This is a genomic window from Streptomyces graminofaciens (assembly GCF_030294945.1).
Lineage (GTDB): Bacteria > Actinomycetota > Actinomycetes > Streptomycetales > Streptomycetaceae > Streptomyces > Streptomyces graminofaciens.
Window position 1 is genome coordinate 10,620,147 of the sequence record NZ_AP018448.1, and the last position, 17,193, is coordinate 10,637,339.

Sequence of the window (17,193 nt, forward strand, 5' to 3'; positions counted from 1 at the left end):
CGTGGAACAGTACGGCACCAAGCCGAAATCTTGGTCGGCGGCGCCCCGGGTCGGTAACCGGGCAGGAGCCCCGAGCCCGTCGTGTCCCAAGCCTGGATGCGCAGGCCCACCTACTGGACGTACTCGGGCTTTCGCGACACGCCTTCCGCACGGTGCCGCCGCGCCTACGGCCGTGCCGGGCCGCCGCGCCTACGGCCCGGCGCCCCCGCACGCGTCGCGGACTCAGCGGTCCTGCGCCAGCACTCCCTCCAACACCCCCAGCGCCGACCGGAGTTCGACGTCCGTGATGGTGAGCGGCGGGGCCAGCCGGATGGTCGAGCCATGGGTGTCCTTGACCAGGACGCCCTCGCGCATGAGCCGTTCGCTGATCTCGCGGCCGGTGCCGAGAGCCGGGTCGATGTCGACCCCGGCCCACAGCCCGCGCGCCCGGAAGCCCACCACGCCCTTGCCGACCAGCGCGGTCAGCCCGTCCCGCAGGACCGTGCCCAGCTCGGCCGCCCGGCGCTGGAACTCACCCGTGCGCAGCAGCTCGACCACCGCCGAGCCGACCGCCGCGGCGAGCGGATTCCCGCCGAACGTCGACCCGTGCTCACCAGGCCGCAGTACCGACAGCACCTCCCGGCGGGCCACCACCGCCGACACCGGCACGATGCCGCCGCCGAGGGCCTTGCCGAGCAGTACGGCGTCGGGGAGGACGTCCTCGTGCTCGACGGCGAGCGTACGGCCCGTGCGGCCGAGGCCCGACTGGATCTCGTCCGCGATGAACAGACAGCCCGTGCGCCGGGTCAGCTCCCGGACCCCGCGCAGATAACCGTCGTCCGGGATGATCACCCCGGCCTCGCCCTGGATCGGCTCGATGAGCACCGCGGCCGTCGTCTCGTCGATCGCCGCCTCCAGCGCGGCGAGGTCGTTGTAGGGGACCACCCGGAACCCGGGCGTGAACGGACCGAAGCCGTCGCGGGCGACCGGGTCGGTGGAGAAGCTGACGATCGTCGTCGTACGGCCGTGGAAGTTGTCGGCGGCCACCACGATCGTCGCCCGGTCGGCGGGCACGCCCTTCACCTCGTACGCCCACTTGCGGGCCACCTTGACCGCGCTCTCCACGGCTTCGGCGCCCGTGTTCATCGGCAGCACCATGTCCAGGCCGGTCAGCTCGGCGAGGGACGCGGCGAACCCGGCCAGCCGGTCGTTGTGGAAGGCCCGCGAGGTCAGGGTGAGCGTGTCGAGCTGGCGGTGCGCGGCCTCGATCAGCGCCGGGTGGCGGTGGCCGAAGTTGAGGGCGGAGTAGCCGGCCAGCATGTCCAGGTAGCGGCTGCCCTCCACGTCCTCGACCCAGCTGCCCTCGGCCCGGGCGACGACCACGGGCAGCGGGTGGTAGTTGTGCGCGAGGACGGGCTCCTCGGCGCGGATCAGGTCGGCCGAGGAGTGCGCGGTCAGGTCGGCCGAGGAGTGCGCGGTCAGGTCGGCCGAGGAGTGCGTGTGGACGGGAGCGGTCATGAGGCTGGTCTCCTGGGTCACGGGCGGATCTCCTGCGGTCACGGTCAAGGGCCCGGTGCTCATGGCCGGATCTCCGGCGGTCACGGTCGGGTCTCCAGCGGTCACAGTCGGGTGTCCGGCGGTCACGGTCGAGTGTCCCGTGCTCATGGCCGGATCTCCTGCGTGCAGCACTTGATGCCGCCACCGGCCTTCTGGAACTCCGACAGGTCGACGGGAACGGGTTCGTAGCCCTGCCGGGCGAGCTGGTCGGCCAGCTCCTTGGCGCGCGGTGCGATGAAGACATGGCGGCCGTCGGAGACGGAGTTCAGGCCGAAGGTCATCGCGTCCTCGCGGGTCGCGATCACCGCGTCCGGGTAGAGACGGGCGAGGACCTGACGGCTGCCGGGCGAGAAGGCCTCCGGGTAGTACGCGATATTGCCCTCGGGGCCGTCGTCGAGGACGAACAGCGCGGTGTCCAGGTGGTAGAAGAGCGGGTCGACCAGCTGGAGGCTGATGACCGGGACGCCGAAGAACTCCTGCACCTGGCGATGCGCCTCCCGGGTGGTGCGGAAGCCGGTGCCGGCGAGGACGTAACGCCTGGTGGGCACCAGGTCGCCCTCCCCCTCGCACACCGACTCGGACCGGAACACGTCGTATCCGGCGGTCGCGAACCACTTCTCGTACGCGGTGGACTCGGGGCGCCGCTCGGGCGCGTGGAACAGCGAGCCGAAGACACGGCCGCCGAGGACGAGCGCGCAGTTGGCGGCGAACACCATGTCGGGCAGCTCGGCCACCGGTTCCACGGTCTCCACGCTGTGGCCGTGGGTCCGGTAGGCGCGGATCAGCTCCTGCCACTGATCCTGGGCGAGGTCGACGTCCACGGGGGTGTCCGGGTGCATCCAGGGATTGATGGCGTACTGCACGGCGAAGTGTCTGGGTTCGCAGACGAGAAAGCGCCGAAGGCGCGGCACACGGTTCTCAGGCACAGAGGGTCTCTCCGCTTCCTGCGGTGTCGGCTGGGGATGACACAACGGTAGGAATCGGAGACGGCGCACGACAAGAAACGAACGTTGCGTGTTCGCGCAGTAATGCTGCGTATCGATCTCCCACGGCGCACGATTGATGCGCCCTCGTCGGCGCATCGACGATGTGTCCTGGTCAGCGCACGGAAGACGCGTCCTGGGTCGCGCCGGCCTCCGGCGCCTCGGGCAGCAGATGGGACAGCACCATGTAACTGATCGTCTTGCGGATGAACGGCTCGGTGCGGATCCGCTCCAGGATCTCCTCGAAGTGCTCCACATCGACCGCCCGCACATGCAGCAGCGCGTCCGCGCCGCCGGTCACCGTCATCGCGGCAGTGATCTCCGGATGGTTGCGCACGACCTCCGCGAGGCGTCGGGGCGGGGCCGCGCCCTCGCAGTACACCTCGACGTACGCCTCCGTGCGCCAGCCGAGCGCCGCGGGCTTCACCGTGGCCGTGAAGCCGGTGATCACCTCGGTCTCGCGCAGCCGGTCCACCCGCCGCTTGACCGCGGTGGCCGACAGCCCGATGGCCGAGCCGATCTCTGCGAAGCTGGTCCTCGCGTTCGCCATCAACGCCGTGATGATCTTGCGATCGAGCTCGTCGAACGCGGCCGACTTGCTGTTCATGCGGGCACTGTATCCAGCGGAGACCCTCCTGGGGCGGCGTCCGGCGCGCGGGCGTGTGCACGCGTACGAATTACTCCTACACTCCACGTTCATGCTGCGCGCGCTCGCCGTCGATGACGAGAAACCCTCCCTCGAGGAACTGCTCTACCTGCTGAACGCGGATCCGCGCGTCGGCAGCGCCGAGGGCGCGAGCGACGCCACCGAGGCACTGCGCAGGATCAACCGCGCCCTGGCCTCCGGCCCCGACGGACCCGACGCGATCGACGTCGTCTTCCTCGACATCCACATGCCCGGCCTCGACGGCCTCGACCTCGCCCGGCTCCTCACCGGCTTCGCCCGGCCCCCGCTCGTCGTCTTCGTCACCGCCCACGAGGGCTTCGCCGTACAGGCCTTCGACCTCAAGGCCGTCGACTACGTCCTCAAACCCGTCCGCCGCGAACGTCTCGCCGAGGCGATACGCCGGGCCGCCCAACTCCGGGACGCCGCCCCGCCGATACCCGTGCACGAACCCGACCCCGACCACATACCCGTCGAACTCGGCGGCGTGACCCGCTTCGTCGCCGTCGACGACATCACCCACGTAGAGGCCCAGGGCGACTACGCCCGCCTGCACACCCCGCAGGGCAGCCACCTCGTCCGCATCCCCCTCTCCACCCTCGAAGAACGCTGGCGCGCACGCGGCTTCGTCCGCATCCACCGCCGTCATCTCGTCGCCCTGCGCCACGTCGGCGAACTCCGCCTCGACGCGGGCACGGTCAGCGTTCTCGTCGGCACGGTCGAACTCCAGGTCAGCCGTCGGCACGCCCGCGAACTACGCGATCTGTTCATGCGCCGGACCACGGGCTGAGCGGGACCACGAGCTGAGGAGACGGCCATGCCCCACGACCCCACCGAACGCCGCGTCGTCGTCACCGGCGTGCCCCGGCGCACCCGCCGGACCCGCCGCACCCCCGGCCACCACCGCCCCCGCACCGAGATCGACGAACAGACCACCCTGGGCCACACCTATGTCCGCTCCCTCATGCGCAGCCAACTCCGCGCCGCCCTCGCCGTGTTCGCGGTCCTCGCCCTGCTCGTCGGCCCACTGCCGCTGGTCTTCGCCGCGATGCCCGACGGCGCGGGCTGGGAGTGGGCCGTCCTCGGCTTCGCCGTCTACCCGCCGCTGGTCCTGCTCGCCCGCTGGTACGTACGGCGGGCCGAACGCAACGAACAGGACCTCGTACGGCTCGTCGAGGACCGCTAGGCGACGCTCAGGGTGGACTTGGTGGACTTGGTGGACTTGGTGAACGACAACTACGCGGTGCCCGCCGTGGCCCTCGTCGTCGTCGCGACCGTTCTCGTCGGCGCCTTCGGCCTGCGCATCTCCCGCACCACCTCCGACTTCTACGTCGCTTCCCGCACCGTCGGCCCCCGCCTCAACGCGGCCGCGATCAGCGGCGAGTACCTCTCCGCCGCCTCCTTCCTCGGCATCGCCGGGCTCGTCCTGGTCCAGGGCCCCGACATGCTCTGGTACCCGGTCGGCTACACCGCCGGCTATCTCGTCCTCGTCCTGTTCGTCGCCGCCCCGCTGCGCCGCTCGGGGGCGTACACCCTGCCGGACTTCGCCGAGGCCCGCCTCGCTTCCCAGGCCGTACGACGCCTCGCGGGCGCCTTCGTCGTGGGCGTCGGCTGGCTGTACCTGCTGCCCCAACTCCAGGGTGCCGGGCTGACGTTGGCGGTCCTCACCGACGCGCCCCAGTGGCTCGGCGGCGTCATCGTCTCCGTCGTCGTCTCCGCCACGGTCGCCGCGGGCGGCATGCGTAGCATCACCTTCGTCCAGGCCTTCCAGTACTGGCTCAAGCTCACCGCCCTGCTCGTGCCCGCTCTCTTCCTCGTCCTCGCCTGGCAGGGCGACGGCGCCCCACGCCACGCCTTCGACGAACCGGCGGCCTTCCGCGAACAGCGCGTGGTCCGCGTCGACGCGAGCCTCGACCTGAAGCTCGCGAGCCCCCTGACCGTCACCGCCACCGGCACGATCGACGGCCGTAGCTACGACGGCCGCCGCGTCGACCTGTCCACCGGCACCCACCGCATCGACCGGGGCACCCGCCTGACCTTCGCCAAGGGCGACCCGGTCCCCGTCGCCGACCGCGGCACCAACGGCGGCATGTCCACCTCGCTCGCCGCGGGCCGCGAGGAACGCCCGCTCTACGCCACGTACGGACTGATCCTCGCCACCTTCCTCGGCACCATGGGCCTGCCCCACGTCGTCGTCCGCTTCTACACCAGCCCGCACGGCGTCGCCGCCCGCCGCACCACCGTCGTCGTCCTCGCCCTGATCGGCGTCTTCTACCTCCTCCCACCCCTCTACGGCGCACTCGGCAGGCTCTACGCCCCCGACCTCACCCTCACCGGCGACGCCGACGCGGCCGTACTCCTCCTGCCCGACCGCATGATCGGCGGCCTCGGCGGCGACCTGCTCGGCGCGCTCGTCGCGGGCGGCGCCTTCGCCGCGTTCCTGTCCACCACGTCCGGTCTGACCATGGCGGTGGCCGGCGTCCTCACCCAGGACGTCCTGCCCGCACGCGGCGTACGCCACTTCCGGATCGCCGTGCTGCTCGCCCTCGCCGTACCGCTCGGGGCCAGCGTCCTCGTGGGCGGGCTGCCGGTCGCCGACGCGGTCGGGCTCGCCTTCGCCGTGTCGGCCTCCTCCTTCTGCCCGCTGCTCGTCCTCGGCATCTGGTGGCGGCGCCTGACCCCGCCGGGCGCCGCCGCGGGCATGCTCGTCGGCGGCGGCTCGGCGCTCCTCGCGGTCGCGGCGACCATGGCCGGATACCCCGGCACCGGCACCTTCCACGCCCTGCTCGCCTGGCCCGCCCTCTGGTCCGTACCGCTCGGCTTCCTCACGATGGTCCTGGTGTCGCTGGCCACCCCCGGCAGGGTGCCGGCCGAGACCCCGGCGATCCTGGCCCGCTTCCATCTGCCGGAGGAACTGCTCGGCGGCCAGACCTCGGCCGCGACGAAGGAGATCGAGGTGTGGCGGCGGTGAGCACACACAAGTGGTGGGTGAGCGATGAGCGGTGAGACGGTCGGCTTCCTCGCCGGGCTGTGCGTGGCCGTACTACCCGTGCTCGCGGCCGGCTTCTGGCTCGGCCGCCGTACCGCACGCCCGCGCAGCAGCCTCGGCGGGCTCGGCACGCCCGTGGAACACGCCACCTTCCAGACCCTGCACACCGCGACGCTCGCCGCGCCCCCGCTGCGCGCCGGTCTCACCGAGGAGACGGCCCGCAAGTCCGCGAAACGGCTGCGCACCCTGCTCGGCACGGACGCGCTCTGCCTCACCGACCACCACACGGTCCTCGCCTGGGAGGGGGTGGGGGAGCACCACCGCGCCGAGATCATGGAACGGCTCGCGGGCCCCCTGGACACCGGCCGGGGGGAGGCCTTCCGCCTCACCTGCGACGAACTCGACTGCCCCGTGCGCTGGGCCGTCGTCGCCCCCCTCACCGTCGACGACCGCGTCCACGGCGCGCTCGTCGCCTGCGCGCCCCGCGAGTCGGCCGTCCTGGTCCGGGCCGCCGGAGAGGTGGCCCGCTGGGTCTCCGTACAACTGGAACTGGCCGACCTGGACCAGTCCCGCACCCGCCTGATAGAGGCGGAGATCAAAGCGCTACGTGCCCAGATCTCGCCCCACTTCATCTTCAACTCGCTCGCGGTGATCGCCTCGTTCGTCCGCACCGACCCCGAGCGCGCCCGCGAACTCCTCCTGGAATTCGCCGACTTCACCCGCTACTCGTTCCGCAGGCACGGCGACTTCACCACCCTCGCCGACGAACTCCACGCCATCGACCACTACTTGGCGCTGGTGCGGGCCCGCTTCGGCGACCGTCTCTCGGTCACCCTCCAGATCGCCCCCGAGGTCCTGCCGGTCACCCTGCCCTTCCTGTGCCTCCAGCCCCTGGTGGAGAACGCGGTGAAACACGGCCTGGAGGGCAGGACTGTGACCGCCGGGGGCAAGAGCCACATCAGCATCACCGCACAGGACGCCGGCGCCGAGGCTCTCGTCGTCATCGAGGACGACGGCGTCGGCATGGACCCCGACGTCCTGCGCCGCATCCTGGCCGGCGAGGCGAGCCCCTCAGGCGGCATCGGCCTCAGCAACGTCGACGACCGGCTCCGCCAGGTGTACGGCGACGACCACGGCCTCGTCATCGAGACGGCCGTGGGCGCGGGCATGAAGATCACCGCCCGGCTGCCCAAGTACCAGCCGGGCGTACACCCGGACGGGGTAATGCCCCGCAACTGAGGATCAGGTCCGAGCCGCCACCATGCCCAGCGTGATCAGGCCGAGAACGACCCACCCGAACCACAGCCACCCACTGCTGCCGAGCGCCACCGTGTAGGCGGTCACCACGACCAGCCCACCTACGGTGAGCACCCCCATGGCCTTCGTCGAACTGGGCATCGCAACACCCTCCTCAGACTTCGTCCCCCTCCATAGTGTCCCCGTTCTGGGCCGCGACAGTGCAGACGACGAAATGTGACGACCGTTTCCAGGCACTGCCACTGATCCAGTAGCCGGTGGTGACCCGGCTGGGGTCGTAGCCGTAGTCCTCGGGCCGCACATTCTTCACACAGGCGTCCTCTGCCTTCTTCTCCGCCTTGCCGTAGGTCAGCTGAGGGTCCAATCGGGTGAAGCCGAGCACCTTTTCGTTGTAGGGCCCCTCACAGGAGACCAGCTTGGCGGTGTTGTCGGAGATCGTCTGCAGACAGTCCTGCTTCTGCATGTTGGCCGTCTCGGTGAACCGCAGGCCCGGCTTGCGATACTCCCCGAGCGGCCCGTACAGCGGACGATGGGCACCCATGACAAGACAGGCCACCCGCTCTCCGGCCGTTTCGAACCCCTTTTCGGTCGGCAGGATCGCGTAGCTCCGTACGTCCGCCAGCCGGTCCCGGATCTCCTTGGTGCGCTCCTCGCACTGGGTGAATCCGTCCGAGGCCGCCTCCTCGGCGGAGCCGGGCTTGTACACCGCCATGACCTGGCCCTCGGTGAGACTGCCGACGCACTGGACACGCTGCAGTGCGGGCACGCCGGTGAACGGGGTGTCGGGCCAGGTCGCGCTGACACAGTCGCCTTCATGGAGCGGTTGGTTGAGGCCGACCAGATCTCCGTACGGCCTGTCCTTGTCTCCTCCGATGCCCCCGGTGAGCGGCAGATACCCGACGGCGTACAGCACGCCGACACCCGCCAAGAGGAGCCCCAGCAGCCCGGCCAGGACGACCCGCCCGACCCGGGAGCGCTTGTCGGAGCCCGGCCTCTGGACGACCGAAGGGGCATCGAAGCCGCCGGTCCCGGTCGCGGGCGGGACAGGCCCCCGCTCGGGCGGCCGGAACAGCGGGGGTTCCTGGACCGGGAGCGGGCTAGCGAGCGGAACGTCCTGGCCGAAGGGCGGCGCGGTCGGCTCCTGGACGATCGACCGCAGCCCGCCGCCACTCTCGGGAGCCACCGTCTGCGTGGGCCCGCTCGCCCACTGCGGCTGCGAACCCTGGTCGAGCTGGGTCCGGGGGTAGGACTGGGGTGTGAGGACCGCGGACAGCGCGGCCTGGGCCTCCACGGTGGAGAGCCGACGCACGGGGTCCTTCTCTAGCATGCCTTTCAGCACGGATTCCAGCGCACCCGCGCGCAGCATCGGACGAGGCGGGTCCTCCAGGATCGCGGTGAGCACCTCGTACTCCGAGGGACGGTCGAACGGACCGTACCCCTCCACGCCGTGATAGAGCGTGCAGCCCAGGGAGAACAGATCGGTCGCGGGCGTGGGATCCTTGCCCTTCACCCGCTCGGGCGCCAGATAGGCGGCGGTGCCCACCAGCATGGAGGTCCCGGTGAGCCGGGTCTCCTCACCGTCGGGCTGTACGGAGATGCCGTAGTCGGTGAGCATGACACGGGCGTACGGCGAACCGGTGTGGTCCGGCGCCAGCAGGATGTTCGCCGGTTTCACGTCCCGGTGCATGACGCCCCGCGCGTGCCCGGCGTTCAGCGCGTCCAGCATGGCGAGTCCGATCCGGGCGCACTCGGCCGGGGCCAGGGCGCCGCGCCGGGCGACCAGGGCACGCAGGTCGACAGCGCCCGGTACGTACTCCATCACGATCCAGGGCAGGCCGTCGTACTCCAGTACGTCGAGCACGGTCACCACATGCGGATGGCTGCGCAGCCAGGCCGCGTACCGGGCCTCCTTGTAGGCCCGGGCGATCCGGTCCGAGCGGTCCCGTGCCTCCTCGCCCGGGGTCCGGAACACGACCTCCTTGAGTGCCACTTCGCAGGACAGTTCCTGGTCGTGGGCGAGCCACACATGGCCCATGCCCCCACTGCCCAGCTTGTTCAGCAGCAGATACCGGCCGGCGACGACCCGGCCCGGCTCCGACTGGGGTGCTCCTGATGCCATCCGGTCACTCTCCAGGGTGCGCGGCCGCCTGAGCGGGACTCTCGGCGGGGTCGCCGGGGTCCGGGTCACTGGGCAGGGGGTTCTCGGAGGTGGTTTCGCTCGGGGGCGGATCCACGGGGTCCACGGTGGAGGGTGACGGCGTGGGCGGGTCGGTGTTCCCTGTCGGAGTCGGTGGGTCTGTGAGTGTGGGCGGATCGGTGGCGGCTGTGGGGGTCGGCCGGTCGGTTGGCTCTGTGGGTGTGGGTGTGGGTGTGGGTGTGGGTGTGGGTGTTGGTGTCGGTGGATCGGTGGAGTCCGTCGGGGTCGGTGGGTCGGTCGGCTCTGTGGGTGTCGGCGGATCGGTGGAGTCCGTCGGTGTGGGTGGGTCGGTCGGCTCGGTGGGGGGCGGCGGACCGGTCGTGCTCGGCGGGGAAGTGCTCATGTCTCCCCCGGAGGAGGAGTCCGTGTCGCCCGCCACGCTCAACGTCACGGCCTCCCCGAAGCGCAACACGGTTCCCGCCCCCGGGTCGGAGGAGACCACCGTGGCGTCGTCCGCCGGCCACTCGTCCCCGATGAACGTCGCCGCAAGACCCAGCCCGGACAGCTTCTGACTGGCTGCTCCGAACGTCATCCCCACGACGTTCGGCACCTTGTACTCCTCGGTCGCGTCGAACTGGGTGTCGCTCTCGCCCTCGGTGCCGACGGGACGCTCGATGCCGCGGTGGGGGTTCCGCACATCGACGAGCTTGATCTCCTCGAGCGGCTCGGGCGCGGCCTCGACGGCGACCACGTCGGACTTCTTGTAGCCGTCCCACGCCTTGTCGTCCTTGAAGTCGACATCGATGCGCTGGGGATCCTTGTTGAAGGGCTTCAGCGGATTTCCGCAGGAGCACTTCACCGCGGGCATTCCCTTGTCGTCGACCAAAACGGCGATTCCCGCCTCCAGCAAGGAGTAATAGGAGTCCTTCTTGCCGTCCTTGTAGTCGTGGTTCAGGACGAGGGTGTCGTGGCGCAGCAGGACAGGTGTGAGAGTGTCGAGGTACTTATCGATCTCCTTGTCGGTAACGGGATCGATCCCGACAATCCCCGCCCATACTTGAGTCTTTTTCTGGTTCTTGTCGTCGGTGAGGTATTCCTTCAGACGGTCGATGTCGCAGACGGCCTGCTGTCCGGAGCCGCCACCGCCGCCGTCCTTGCCCGGCTTCTTTGCCGTGCCCCCGTACAGTCCCGGCGCGTTGCCCTGCTGCAACCCGCTCCGTGGTGGCTCCGAGGCCAGGACGACGTCCTCGCCCAGACTGCCGTCCTCCTCGAAGAAGGGCGCGACGGACGGCATCCCTGCGGCGACGGCCTTCACCAGGAGCAGCGGCGGCTTCGAGTCGCCGCACCCGCTGAGGACAATCACCCCCACCACCAGAACGGCAACCCTTCGGGCCGCCGATTTCCCGGCCTTCCGCAAGCATGCGTGAATTGTCATGACCGCTCCCCCCCGGCGGTTTCCCCCGTCACCCCGCAGAGCGGTAGCGGGGCTCACGCATCATGCTACTGAATGGAAATGCCTTTCAGTCAAGAAAAAAAGAAGAGTCCCGTAGTGTGGTGAAAGAAAGAGAAAGGGGCGCGGTGAATTGAATGAGGCTCAGCGACCGCGTGCGTTGAGTGAGGCGAGATAGGCGTTGTACGCCTCGAGTTCCTTGTCGCCGTCCCGGTCGGCGGCCCGGTCCGCGCGCTTGGCCTGCCGCTGCTCGGAGCCGTACCACTGGAAGAGCAGCGCGATCAGCACCAGCACGGAGGGGATCTCACTGAACGCCCAGGCGATGCCGCCGGCCGCGTTCTGGTCGGCGAGCGCGTCGATCCCGAGCGAGGCCGGCGGATTCTCGTACGTCTTCACCATCGGCTCGGACGCCATCATCAGGGCGATGCCGAAGAACGCGTGGAACGGCATGCCCGCGAACAGCTCCAGCATCCGGATCAGATAGCCGGGCCGGTGCGGGCCCGGGTCCACGCCCATGATCGGCCAGAAGAAGAACAGACCCACCGCGAGGAAGTGCACCATCATCACGATGTGCCCCGGCTTGGAGCCCATCAGGAAGTCGAACATCGGGGTGAAGTACAGCGCGTACAGGCTCGCGATGAACATCGGGATCGTGAACGCCGGGTGCGTGACGATCTTCATGTACCAGCTGTGCAGCAGCATCAGCAGCAGCTCACGCGGCCCCTTGCGTCCCTTGCCCGCCACCGGCAGCGCCCGCAGCGCCAATGTGATCGGCGCCCCGAGCAGCAGCAGGATCGGCGCGAGCATGCTGATCACCATGTGCTGCACCATGTGCACGCTGAACATGACCATGCCGTAGTCGTTCAGCTTGGTGCACATCACCAACAGGACGAGCAGCACACCGCCGGCGAACGAGACCGTGCGCCCCACCGGCCACTTGTCCCCCCGCCGCGCGAGCCGGACCGCACCCCAGCCGTACAGAGCCAGTCCCACCAGGCAGGCGACGAGGAAGAACGGATCCGCCGACCACCCGAGTCCCCGCCCCAGGGTGAAGGGCAGAAGACCCGTACCGTGCCCGCTGTGATCCATCTCGCCGGCTCCTGTTTCGTGGGGGTTGAGCGCCGTCTGTCCGCCCCAAGACTAGAACCGCCCCCGGCCGCACCTGTGACCGGGGCCGAGCCTCAGCGTTCAGGGGCGCGGGGAACAGGGCGAACAACCACGACGGACCGGCAGCCCGCGAACAACCGGCACGGACCGAGCTCTCACCGGCGCTCTAGAGAACGCACTCCGCCTCGTCGTACCGCTCCTCCGGCACCGTCTTCAGCGTCTCCACCGCCTCCGCCAACGGCACCATCACGATGTCCGTCCCCCGGAGCGCCGTCATCTTCCCGAACTCACCCCGGTGCACGGCCTCCACCGCGTGCCACCCGAACCGGGTCGCCAGCACCCGGTCGTACGCCGTCGGCGTACCGCCCCGCTGCACATGCCCGAGGATCACCGGCCGCGCCTCCTTGCCCAGCCGCTGCTCCAGCTCGATCGACAGCTGGCGCGCGATCCCGGCGAACCGCTCGTGCCCGTAGATGTCCTTGCCGCCCTCGTCGAACTCCATGGTCCCCGCCGCGGGCTTGGCCCCCTCCGCGGCGACGACGATCGCGAAGCGCTTCCCCGCCTCGAAACGCTCACCGACCCGCCGCGCCAACTCCTCGATGTCGAAGGGCCGTTCCGGTACGACGATGGCGTGGGCGCCGGCCGCCATGCCGGAGTGCAGCGCGATCCAGCCGGTGTGGCGGCCCATGACCTCCACGACCAGGACCCGCTGATGGGACTCGGCGGTGGTCTTCAGCCGGTCGAGCGCCTCGGTGGCCACACCCACGGCCGTGTCGAAGCCGAAGGTGACGTCCGTGACCGCGATGTCGTTGTCGATGGTCTTCGGCACGCCCACCACGGGCAGGCCGCTGTCCGACATCAGCCGGGCCGCCTTGAGGGTGCCCTCACCGCCGATCGGGATGATCGCGTCCAGGCCCAGCTCCTCGACGTGGCCCTTGGCCCGCTCCACACCGTCCCGCAGATGCGAGGGCTGGACCCGGGAGGAGCCGAGGATCGTGCCGCCGCGGGCCAGGATGCCGGCCACCGCGTCCAGGTCGAGCTTGAGGTAGTCGCAGTCCAGGAGACCCTTCCAGCCGTCCCGGAAGCCGATGACCTCGTCGCCGTGGTCGACGACGGCGCGGTGCACGACGGACCGGATGACGGCGTTCAGGCCGGGGCAGTCGCCGCCGGACGTGAGGACACCAATGCGCATAACCCGAATACCTTCTCGACGTGGGCCGGGTCCGGACCGCGCTGTCCGGCAGGAATCCCCGCCACCCTACCGGCGGCAGGGGGCGGGGCCGTAGCCGCTGTCCGCCTGCTGGACGCCCCCGCACACGTGAGCGGAGGCCTGGTCAGACGGGCTTTCACGTGAGCGGAGGCGCCTTCAGAAGGGCGTGCGCACCGCCCTTCGTACGGACGCTGAGGAACCGTTTCTCAGGCCCCTCGCCCTGCCTCGCGGACCGCCTTACGCGGGCTGCTGCTGGGCCGCCGCGATGCGCTCGTTGCGCAGCGCCTCGTACCAGCGGTCGTCGCTCGGCGGCAGCGCGTTCACATCGAGCGCCAGCTTCAGCAGCAGGTCGGCGATCTGCGGGTTCCGCGCGAGCACGGGACCGTGCATGTACGTGCCGAACACCGTGTCGTTGTACGCGCCCTCCGTGCCGTCGCCCGTGCCGTTGCCCTTGCCGAGCCGCACGTTCGCGAAGGGGCGGGCGGTGGGGCCGAGGTGGGTGACGCCCTGGTGGTTCTCGAACCCGGTCAGCTGGGGGAGTCCGAGGCGCGGGTCGATGTCCGCGAGGACGTCGCCGACGCACCGCTCGCCCTCGCCACGCACGGTCGTCACGTCGAGCAGACCGAGGCCCGGCTCGCGCTGCCCGAGGTCGTTGACGAACTCGTGGCCGAGGATCTGATAGCCCGCGCACACCGCGAAGACGATCGCGCCGTTGTTCACCGCCTGGTACAGATGCGCGTCGCGGCGCAGCCGCTCGGCGGCGAGCCGCTGGGGACGGTCCTCGCCGCCGCCGATCAGATAGATGTCGCCGGAGGTCGGGATCGGCTGGTCGCTGCGCACGTCCAGCCGGGCCACGTCGAGGCCGCGCTGGCGGGCGCGGCGTTCCACGACCAGGACGTTGCCCTGGTCGCCGTAGGTGCTGAGCAGGTCCGGGTAGACCCAGACGACCCGCAGTTGGTTGTCGCTCATGAAGTCAGTGCCCCTCAGAGTCTTCCGTGGGAGTCGTGTCCGGCCGGCGCTCAGTTGCCCACGCGGCGGCGCAGGTCCTGGAACGCGGTGTAGTTCGCGATGACCTCGATCCGGCCCGGCGGGCACATCTGCACCGCCTGGTCGAGGGTGTCGCAGACCTGGAAGTGCTGGTTCGCGACCTCCAGCCGCACCGCGAGGTCCAGCTTGCGGTCACCGAGCACGAAGATCGGGTGGCCGGTGAGGCGGGTGTAGTCGACGTCCCACAGCCAGGAGGTGTCGGTGCCGTCGGCGCCGCGCGCGTTCACCGACAGGATCACCGGGGTCGGCGGCGGGTCGATCAGCGAGAACGTCTCCAGCCAGCCCGCCGGGTTCTTGGCGAGCAGCAGCCGCAGATCGCGCTGCATGAACTGCACCACGTCATAGCGTCCGGCGACCGCCTGCACCTGGTACATCCGCTCCAGGGCGACCTGCGGCGGCACCCCGAACACGGCGGCGACGGCGGCCGAGGAGGCGGCGTTGGCCTTGTTGGCGCGGCCCGGCAGCTGGAGGTGGATCGGCCAGGCCGAGCCGTGCGGGTCGAGGACGTGGTCGCCCGACAGTGCCCAGCTCGGGGTGGGGCGGCGGAAACCGCAGTCGCCGCAGAACCAGTCGTCGCCCGGGCGCTGCATGACGCCGCCGCAGGACGGGCACGACCAGGCGTCGTCCTTCCACATCTGGCCGACCGCGACCCAGATCACGTTCGGCGAGGACGACGCGGCCCACACCACCAGCGGGTCGTCGCAGTTGGCCACGATGACGGCCTTCGTGCCGGCCAGGCCCTCGCGCCAGGCCTCCGCCATCATGCGGGTCTCGGCGGCGCGGTCGAGCTGGTCGCGCGAGAGGTTGAGCAGCGCGATGCACTTCGGGTCCGTGTCGCGGGCCACACCCGCGAGGTACTTCTCGTCGACCTCGATCACACCGAACTTGGCGTCCGAGTTCCCGGCCAGCGCCGAGGTGATGCCCGCGGGCATGTTGGCGCCGAGCGCGTTCGACACGACCTCGCCCGCGGCCCGCAGCGCCTCCGCGATCAGTCGCGTGGTCGTGGTCTTGCCGTTGGTGGCGGAGACCAGGACGACGTCCAGGCTCTGTGCGAGCCGGGCGAGTAGGTCGGGGTCGAGTTTGAGCGCCACCCGGCCGCCGATCACCGATCCGCTACCGCGTCCCGCGGCACGTGATGCCGCCGCGACCGCCTTGCCCGCCGTCACGGCCAGCTTGGCCCGCGGCGTCAGCGGGTCCGAGTTGCCTGCCATCAGTTCTCGATCCTCCTTGCGTACAGCGCCGCGCCCAGTCCCGGCAACGTGTGGACCAAAGCCTATCGAGATCCACTCACGCGCCCGAATCTCGACCACGGCGTTACACCGGCTGGAGCGGCGATATCGGGGTGGAACGTACTCTTGCGGCCATGCGAAGCGGCTCTATTCCTGGCGCCCGAGGGCGTGTTCTTCCCCTGACACTGCTCGGTGACCCCGTGTTGCACGCCCCTTGTGAGGAGGTGACGGGGTTCGGGCCCGACCTGGTGCGGCTTGTGGAGGACATGTTCGCGACGATGTACGAGGCGCGGGGGGTGGGTCTCGCCGCGAATCAGGTGGGCCGGGGCCTGAAGGTCTTCGTATACGACTGCCCGGACGACGAGGATGTGCGTCATGTCGGGCATGTCGTGAACCCTCGGCTGGTCTCGGCGGACGGGCTTGTGCTGCGGGGGCCGGAGGGGTGTCTGTCGTTGCCGGGGCTGGAGGCGGGGACCGAGCGGTACGACGAGGCGGTGGTCGAGGGGTTCACGGTCGAGGGTGAGCCGGTCCAGGTGCGGGGGACGGGGTTCTTCGCCCGGTGTCTTCAGCATGAGTGTGATCACCTCGAGGGGCGGGTTTATGCGGACCGGCTCTCCGGGTGGCGTCGGCGGAGGGTGTTGCGGCAAGCCGCGAGGGCGCCGTGGGGGCGATGAGTCGTCGGCGGGTGTGGGGCTGGTTCGTGGTGAGTTGCTCGCCCACGCGGCGGAGCCGCAAACCGACACAGCCCCGCGCCCCCGAGAGTACGAAACCCTCAGAACCCGGGGCCGCCCACCTTGTCGCCCGCCGCTGCCAGCCTGCCCCACAACAGGTCGGCCAGGCTGCGTACCAACTCCTGTCGTGTGCAAGGACGTTCGCCCAGCCACCAGTCGCCCGCCGCGTGCATCATGCCGACGATGCCGTGGCCCCAGACACGGGCGAGGCGGTGGCCGTCGGGGCCGAGGTCCAGGCGCTCCTCGACGACCTTGCCGAGTTCCTCGCCCATACGGCGCAGCAGGGGGGCGGAGTGCTTGCCGACGTCGAAGCCCTGGTCGCCGCCCGGCTGGCCGCCCTCCGCCGGATGCATCAGGAACCGGTACACCTGCGGGCGTGCCTCGATCGCCGTCAAGTAGGTGTCGAGCGTGGCCTCGACGCGCTCGCGGCGCTCGGCCGGGGCGTCGAGGGCGGCCCGGAGGGCGTCGAGGAGAGCATCCGTGTGACGTTTTGCGAGGGCCGCGTAAAGACCGCTCTTGTCGCCGAAGTGCCGGTAGAGGATCGGCTTGGTGATTCCGGCCTCCGCGGCGATGGCGTTCATCGACGCTCCGGGACCGTCGCGGAGCACCACTCTGTCGGCGGCTTCCAGCAGCTCGCGCCGGCGGCGGTCGGCGGACCGTTCCTGATCGGTCCGCTGCGTGGTGTCCATGAGCCTCTCCCCACCCGTACTGATTTCGGTGACGCCTGCGCAAACTAGCACTGATTGGCACGTTGCGATCGAACGGGCTACCGAGCCCGATCCGGGAGTTGACTTTTCCTACCGACGGGTAACAGACTCCAGTTACCGCAGGTAACATCTTAATGCAATGCAGG

The 17,193-nt window shown here is 70.2% G+C and carries 16 protein-coding genes; 5 read left to right on the plus strand and 11 right to left on the minus strand.

The features are described from left to right. Positions 1–222 precede the first annotated feature (222 nt). The 3 genes from rocD to SGFS_RS46850 form a co-directional block, all read right to left on the minus strand. Entirely contained in the window at positions 223–1,497 is a 1,275-nt protein-coding gene (gene rocD, locus SGFS_RS46840; protein ID WP_286260393.1) for an ornithine--oxo-acid transaminase, read from the minus strand. A gap of 143 nt (positions 1,498–1,640) precedes the next feature. Beyond that, positions 1,641–2,462 carry a dimethylargininase gene (gene ddaH, locus SGFS_RS46845; protein ID WP_286258744.1) on the minus strand — a complete coding sequence of 274 codons (822 nt, stop codon included), beginning with the start codon at positions 2,460–2,462 and terminating at the stop codon, positions 1,641–1,643. A gap of 172 nt (positions 2,463–2,634) precedes the next feature. After that, positions 2,635–3,126: an Lrp/AsnC family transcriptional regulator gene (locus tag SGFS_RS46850; RefSeq protein WP_286258745.1), complete on the minus strand. Its 492-nt coding sequence runs from the start codon at positions 3,124–3,126 to the stop codon at positions 2,635–2,637. Positions 3,127–3,217: 91 nt separating this feature from the next. Between SGFS_RS46850 and SGFS_RS46855 the strand changes: the two genes are divergently transcribed. Genes SGFS_RS46855 through SGFS_RS46870 form a run of 4 tightly spaced genes read left to right on the plus strand, consistent with a single transcriptional unit; the run spans position 3,218 to position 7,411 of the window. Continuing rightward, positions 3,218–3,973 (plus strand): LytR/AlgR family response regulator transcription factor, encoded by a 756-nt coding sequence (locus SGFS_RS46855; protein ID WP_286258746.1) that lies wholly within the window; start codon positions 3,218–3,220, stop codon positions 3,971–3,973. Positions 3,974–4,000: 27 nt separating this feature from the next. Continuing rightward, the gene (locus SGFS_RS46860) at positions 4,001–4,369 is read left to right on the plus strand and encodes a hypothetical protein (protein WP_286258747.1); all 369 of its coding nucleotides are present in this window, start codon (positions 4,001–4,003) and stop codon (positions 4,367–4,369) included. Positions 4,370–4,408: 39 nt separating this feature from the next. Next, entirely contained in the window at positions 4,409–6,154 is a 1,746-nt protein-coding gene (locus tag SGFS_RS46865; RefSeq protein ID WP_286260394.1) for a sodium/solute symporter, read from the plus strand. Between the two features lie 24 nt (positions 6,155–6,178). Further along, on the plus strand, positions 6,179–7,411 hold the full coding sequence (locus SGFS_RS46870; protein ID WP_286258748.1) for a sensor histidine kinase: 1,233 nt from the start codon (positions 6,179–6,181) through the stop codon (positions 7,409–7,411). A gap of 3 nt (positions 7,412–7,414) precedes the next feature. Here SGFS_RS46870 and SGFS_RS46875 read toward each other — a convergent pair whose 3' ends face one another. The 7 genes from SGFS_RS46875 to SGFS_RS46905 form a co-directional block, all read right to left on the minus strand. Further along, positions 7,415–7,570: a hypothetical protein gene (locus SGFS_RS46875; protein WP_286258749.1), complete on the minus strand. Its 156-nt coding sequence runs from the start codon at positions 7,568–7,570 to the stop codon at positions 7,415–7,417. Between the two features lie 13 nt (positions 7,571–7,583). After that, on the minus strand, positions 7,584–9,548 hold the full coding sequence (locus SGFS_RS46880) for a serine/threonine-protein kinase (protein ID WP_286258750.1): 1,965 nt from the start codon (positions 9,546–9,548) through the stop codon (positions 7,584–7,586). Between the two features lie 4 nt (positions 9,549–9,552). Continuing rightward, entirely contained in the window at positions 9,553–10,935 is a 1,383-nt protein-coding gene (locus SGFS_RS46885; RefSeq protein ID WP_286258751.1) for a PASTA domain-containing protein, read from the minus strand. 225 nt (positions 10,936–11,160) lie between these two features. Then, positions 11,161–12,105: a cytochrome c oxidase assembly protein gene (locus SGFS_RS46890; protein ID WP_286258752.1), complete on the minus strand. Its 945-nt coding sequence runs from the start codon at positions 12,103–12,105 to the stop codon at positions 11,161–11,163. A 184-nt stretch (positions 12,106–12,289) separates the two neighbouring features. Then, positions 12,290–13,315 (minus strand): 6-phosphofructokinase, encoded by a 1,026-nt coding sequence (locus SGFS_RS46895; protein WP_286258753.1) that lies wholly within the window; start codon positions 13,313–13,315, stop codon positions 12,290–12,292. A gap of 255 nt (positions 13,316–13,570) precedes the next feature. Continuing rightward, complete coding sequence (locus SGFS_RS46900; protein WP_286258754.1) at positions 13,571–14,302, minus strand: type 1 glutamine amidotransferase; 732 nt, start codon at positions 14,300–14,302, stop codon at positions 13,571–13,573. Between the two features lie 50 nt (positions 14,303–14,352). After that, the gene (locus tag SGFS_RS46905; RefSeq protein ID WP_286258755.1) at positions 14,353–15,591 is read right to left on the minus strand and encodes a MurT ligase domain-containing protein; all 1,239 of its coding nucleotides are present in this window, start codon (positions 15,589–15,591) and stop codon (positions 14,353–14,355) included. A 152-nt stretch (positions 15,592–15,743) separates the two neighbouring features. Between SGFS_RS46905 and def the strand changes: the two genes are divergently transcribed. Then, entirely contained in the window at positions 15,744–16,283 is a 540-nt protein-coding gene (def, locus tag SGFS_RS46910) for a peptide deformylase (RefSeq protein WP_286258756.1), read from the plus strand. A 98-nt stretch (positions 16,284–16,381) separates the two neighbouring features. On the opposite strand, the gene SGFS_RS46915 is transcribed toward def, so the two are convergent. Next, entirely contained in the window at positions 16,382–17,029 is a 648-nt protein-coding gene (locus tag SGFS_RS46915) for a TetR family transcriptional regulator (RefSeq protein ID WP_286258757.1), read from the minus strand. Between the last annotated feature and the right edge of the window lie 164 nt (positions 17,030–17,193).

Bases quoted from the DNA above. Each gene is read 5' to 3' on its own strand.
- SGFS_RS46895 (WP_286258753.1), bottom strand. From the start codon at position 13,315: ATGCGCATTGGTGTCCTCACGTCCGGCGGCGACTGCCCCGGCCTGAAC.
- SGFS_RS46870 (WP_286258748.1), top strand. From the start codon at position 6,179: ATGAGCGGTGAGACGGTCGGCTTCCTCGCCGGGCTGTGCGTGGCCGTA.
- SGFS_RS46890 (WP_286258752.1), bottom strand. From the start codon at position 12,105: ATGGATCACAGCGGGCACGGTACGGGTCTTCTGCCCTTCACCCTGGGG.
- SGFS_RS46900 (WP_286258754.1), bottom strand. From the start codon at position 14,302: ATGAGCGACAACCAACTGCGGGTCGTCTGGGTCTACCCGGACCTGCTC.
- SGFS_RS46915 (WP_286258757.1), bottom strand. From the start codon at position 17,029: ATGGACACCACGCAGCGGACCGATCAGGAACGGTCCGCCGACCGCCGC.
- SGFS_RS46855 (WP_286258746.1), top strand. From the start codon at position 3,218: ATGCTGCGCGCGCTCGCCGTCGATGACGAGAAACCCTCCCTCGAGGAA.
- SGFS_RS46850 (WP_286258745.1), bottom strand. From the start codon at position 3,126: ATGAACAGCAAGTCGGCCGCGTTCGACGAGCTCGATCGCAAGATCATC.
- SGFS_RS46905 (WP_286258755.1), bottom strand. From the start codon at position 15,591: ATGGCAGGCAACTCGGACCCGCTGACGCCGCGGGCCAAGCTGGCCGTG.
- def (WP_286258756.1), top strand. From the start codon at position 15,744: ATGCGAAGCGGCTCTATTCCTGGCGCCCGAGGGCGTGTTCTTCCCCTG.
- SGFS_RS46860 (WP_286258747.1), top strand. From the start codon at position 4,001: ATGCCCCACGACCCCACCGAACGCCGCGTCGTCGTCACCGGCGTGCCC.
- SGFS_RS46880 (WP_286258750.1), bottom strand. From the start codon at position 9,548: ATGGCATCAGGAGCACCCCAGTCGGAGCCGGGCCGGGTCGTCGCCGGC.
- SGFS_RS46875 (WP_286258749.1), bottom strand. From the start codon at position 7,570: ATGCCCAGTTCGACGAAGGCCATGGGGGTGCTCACCGTAGGTGGGCTG.
- rocD (WP_286260393.1), bottom strand. From the start codon at position 1,497: ATGACCGCTCCCGTCCACACGCACTCCTCGGCCGACCTGACCGCGCAC.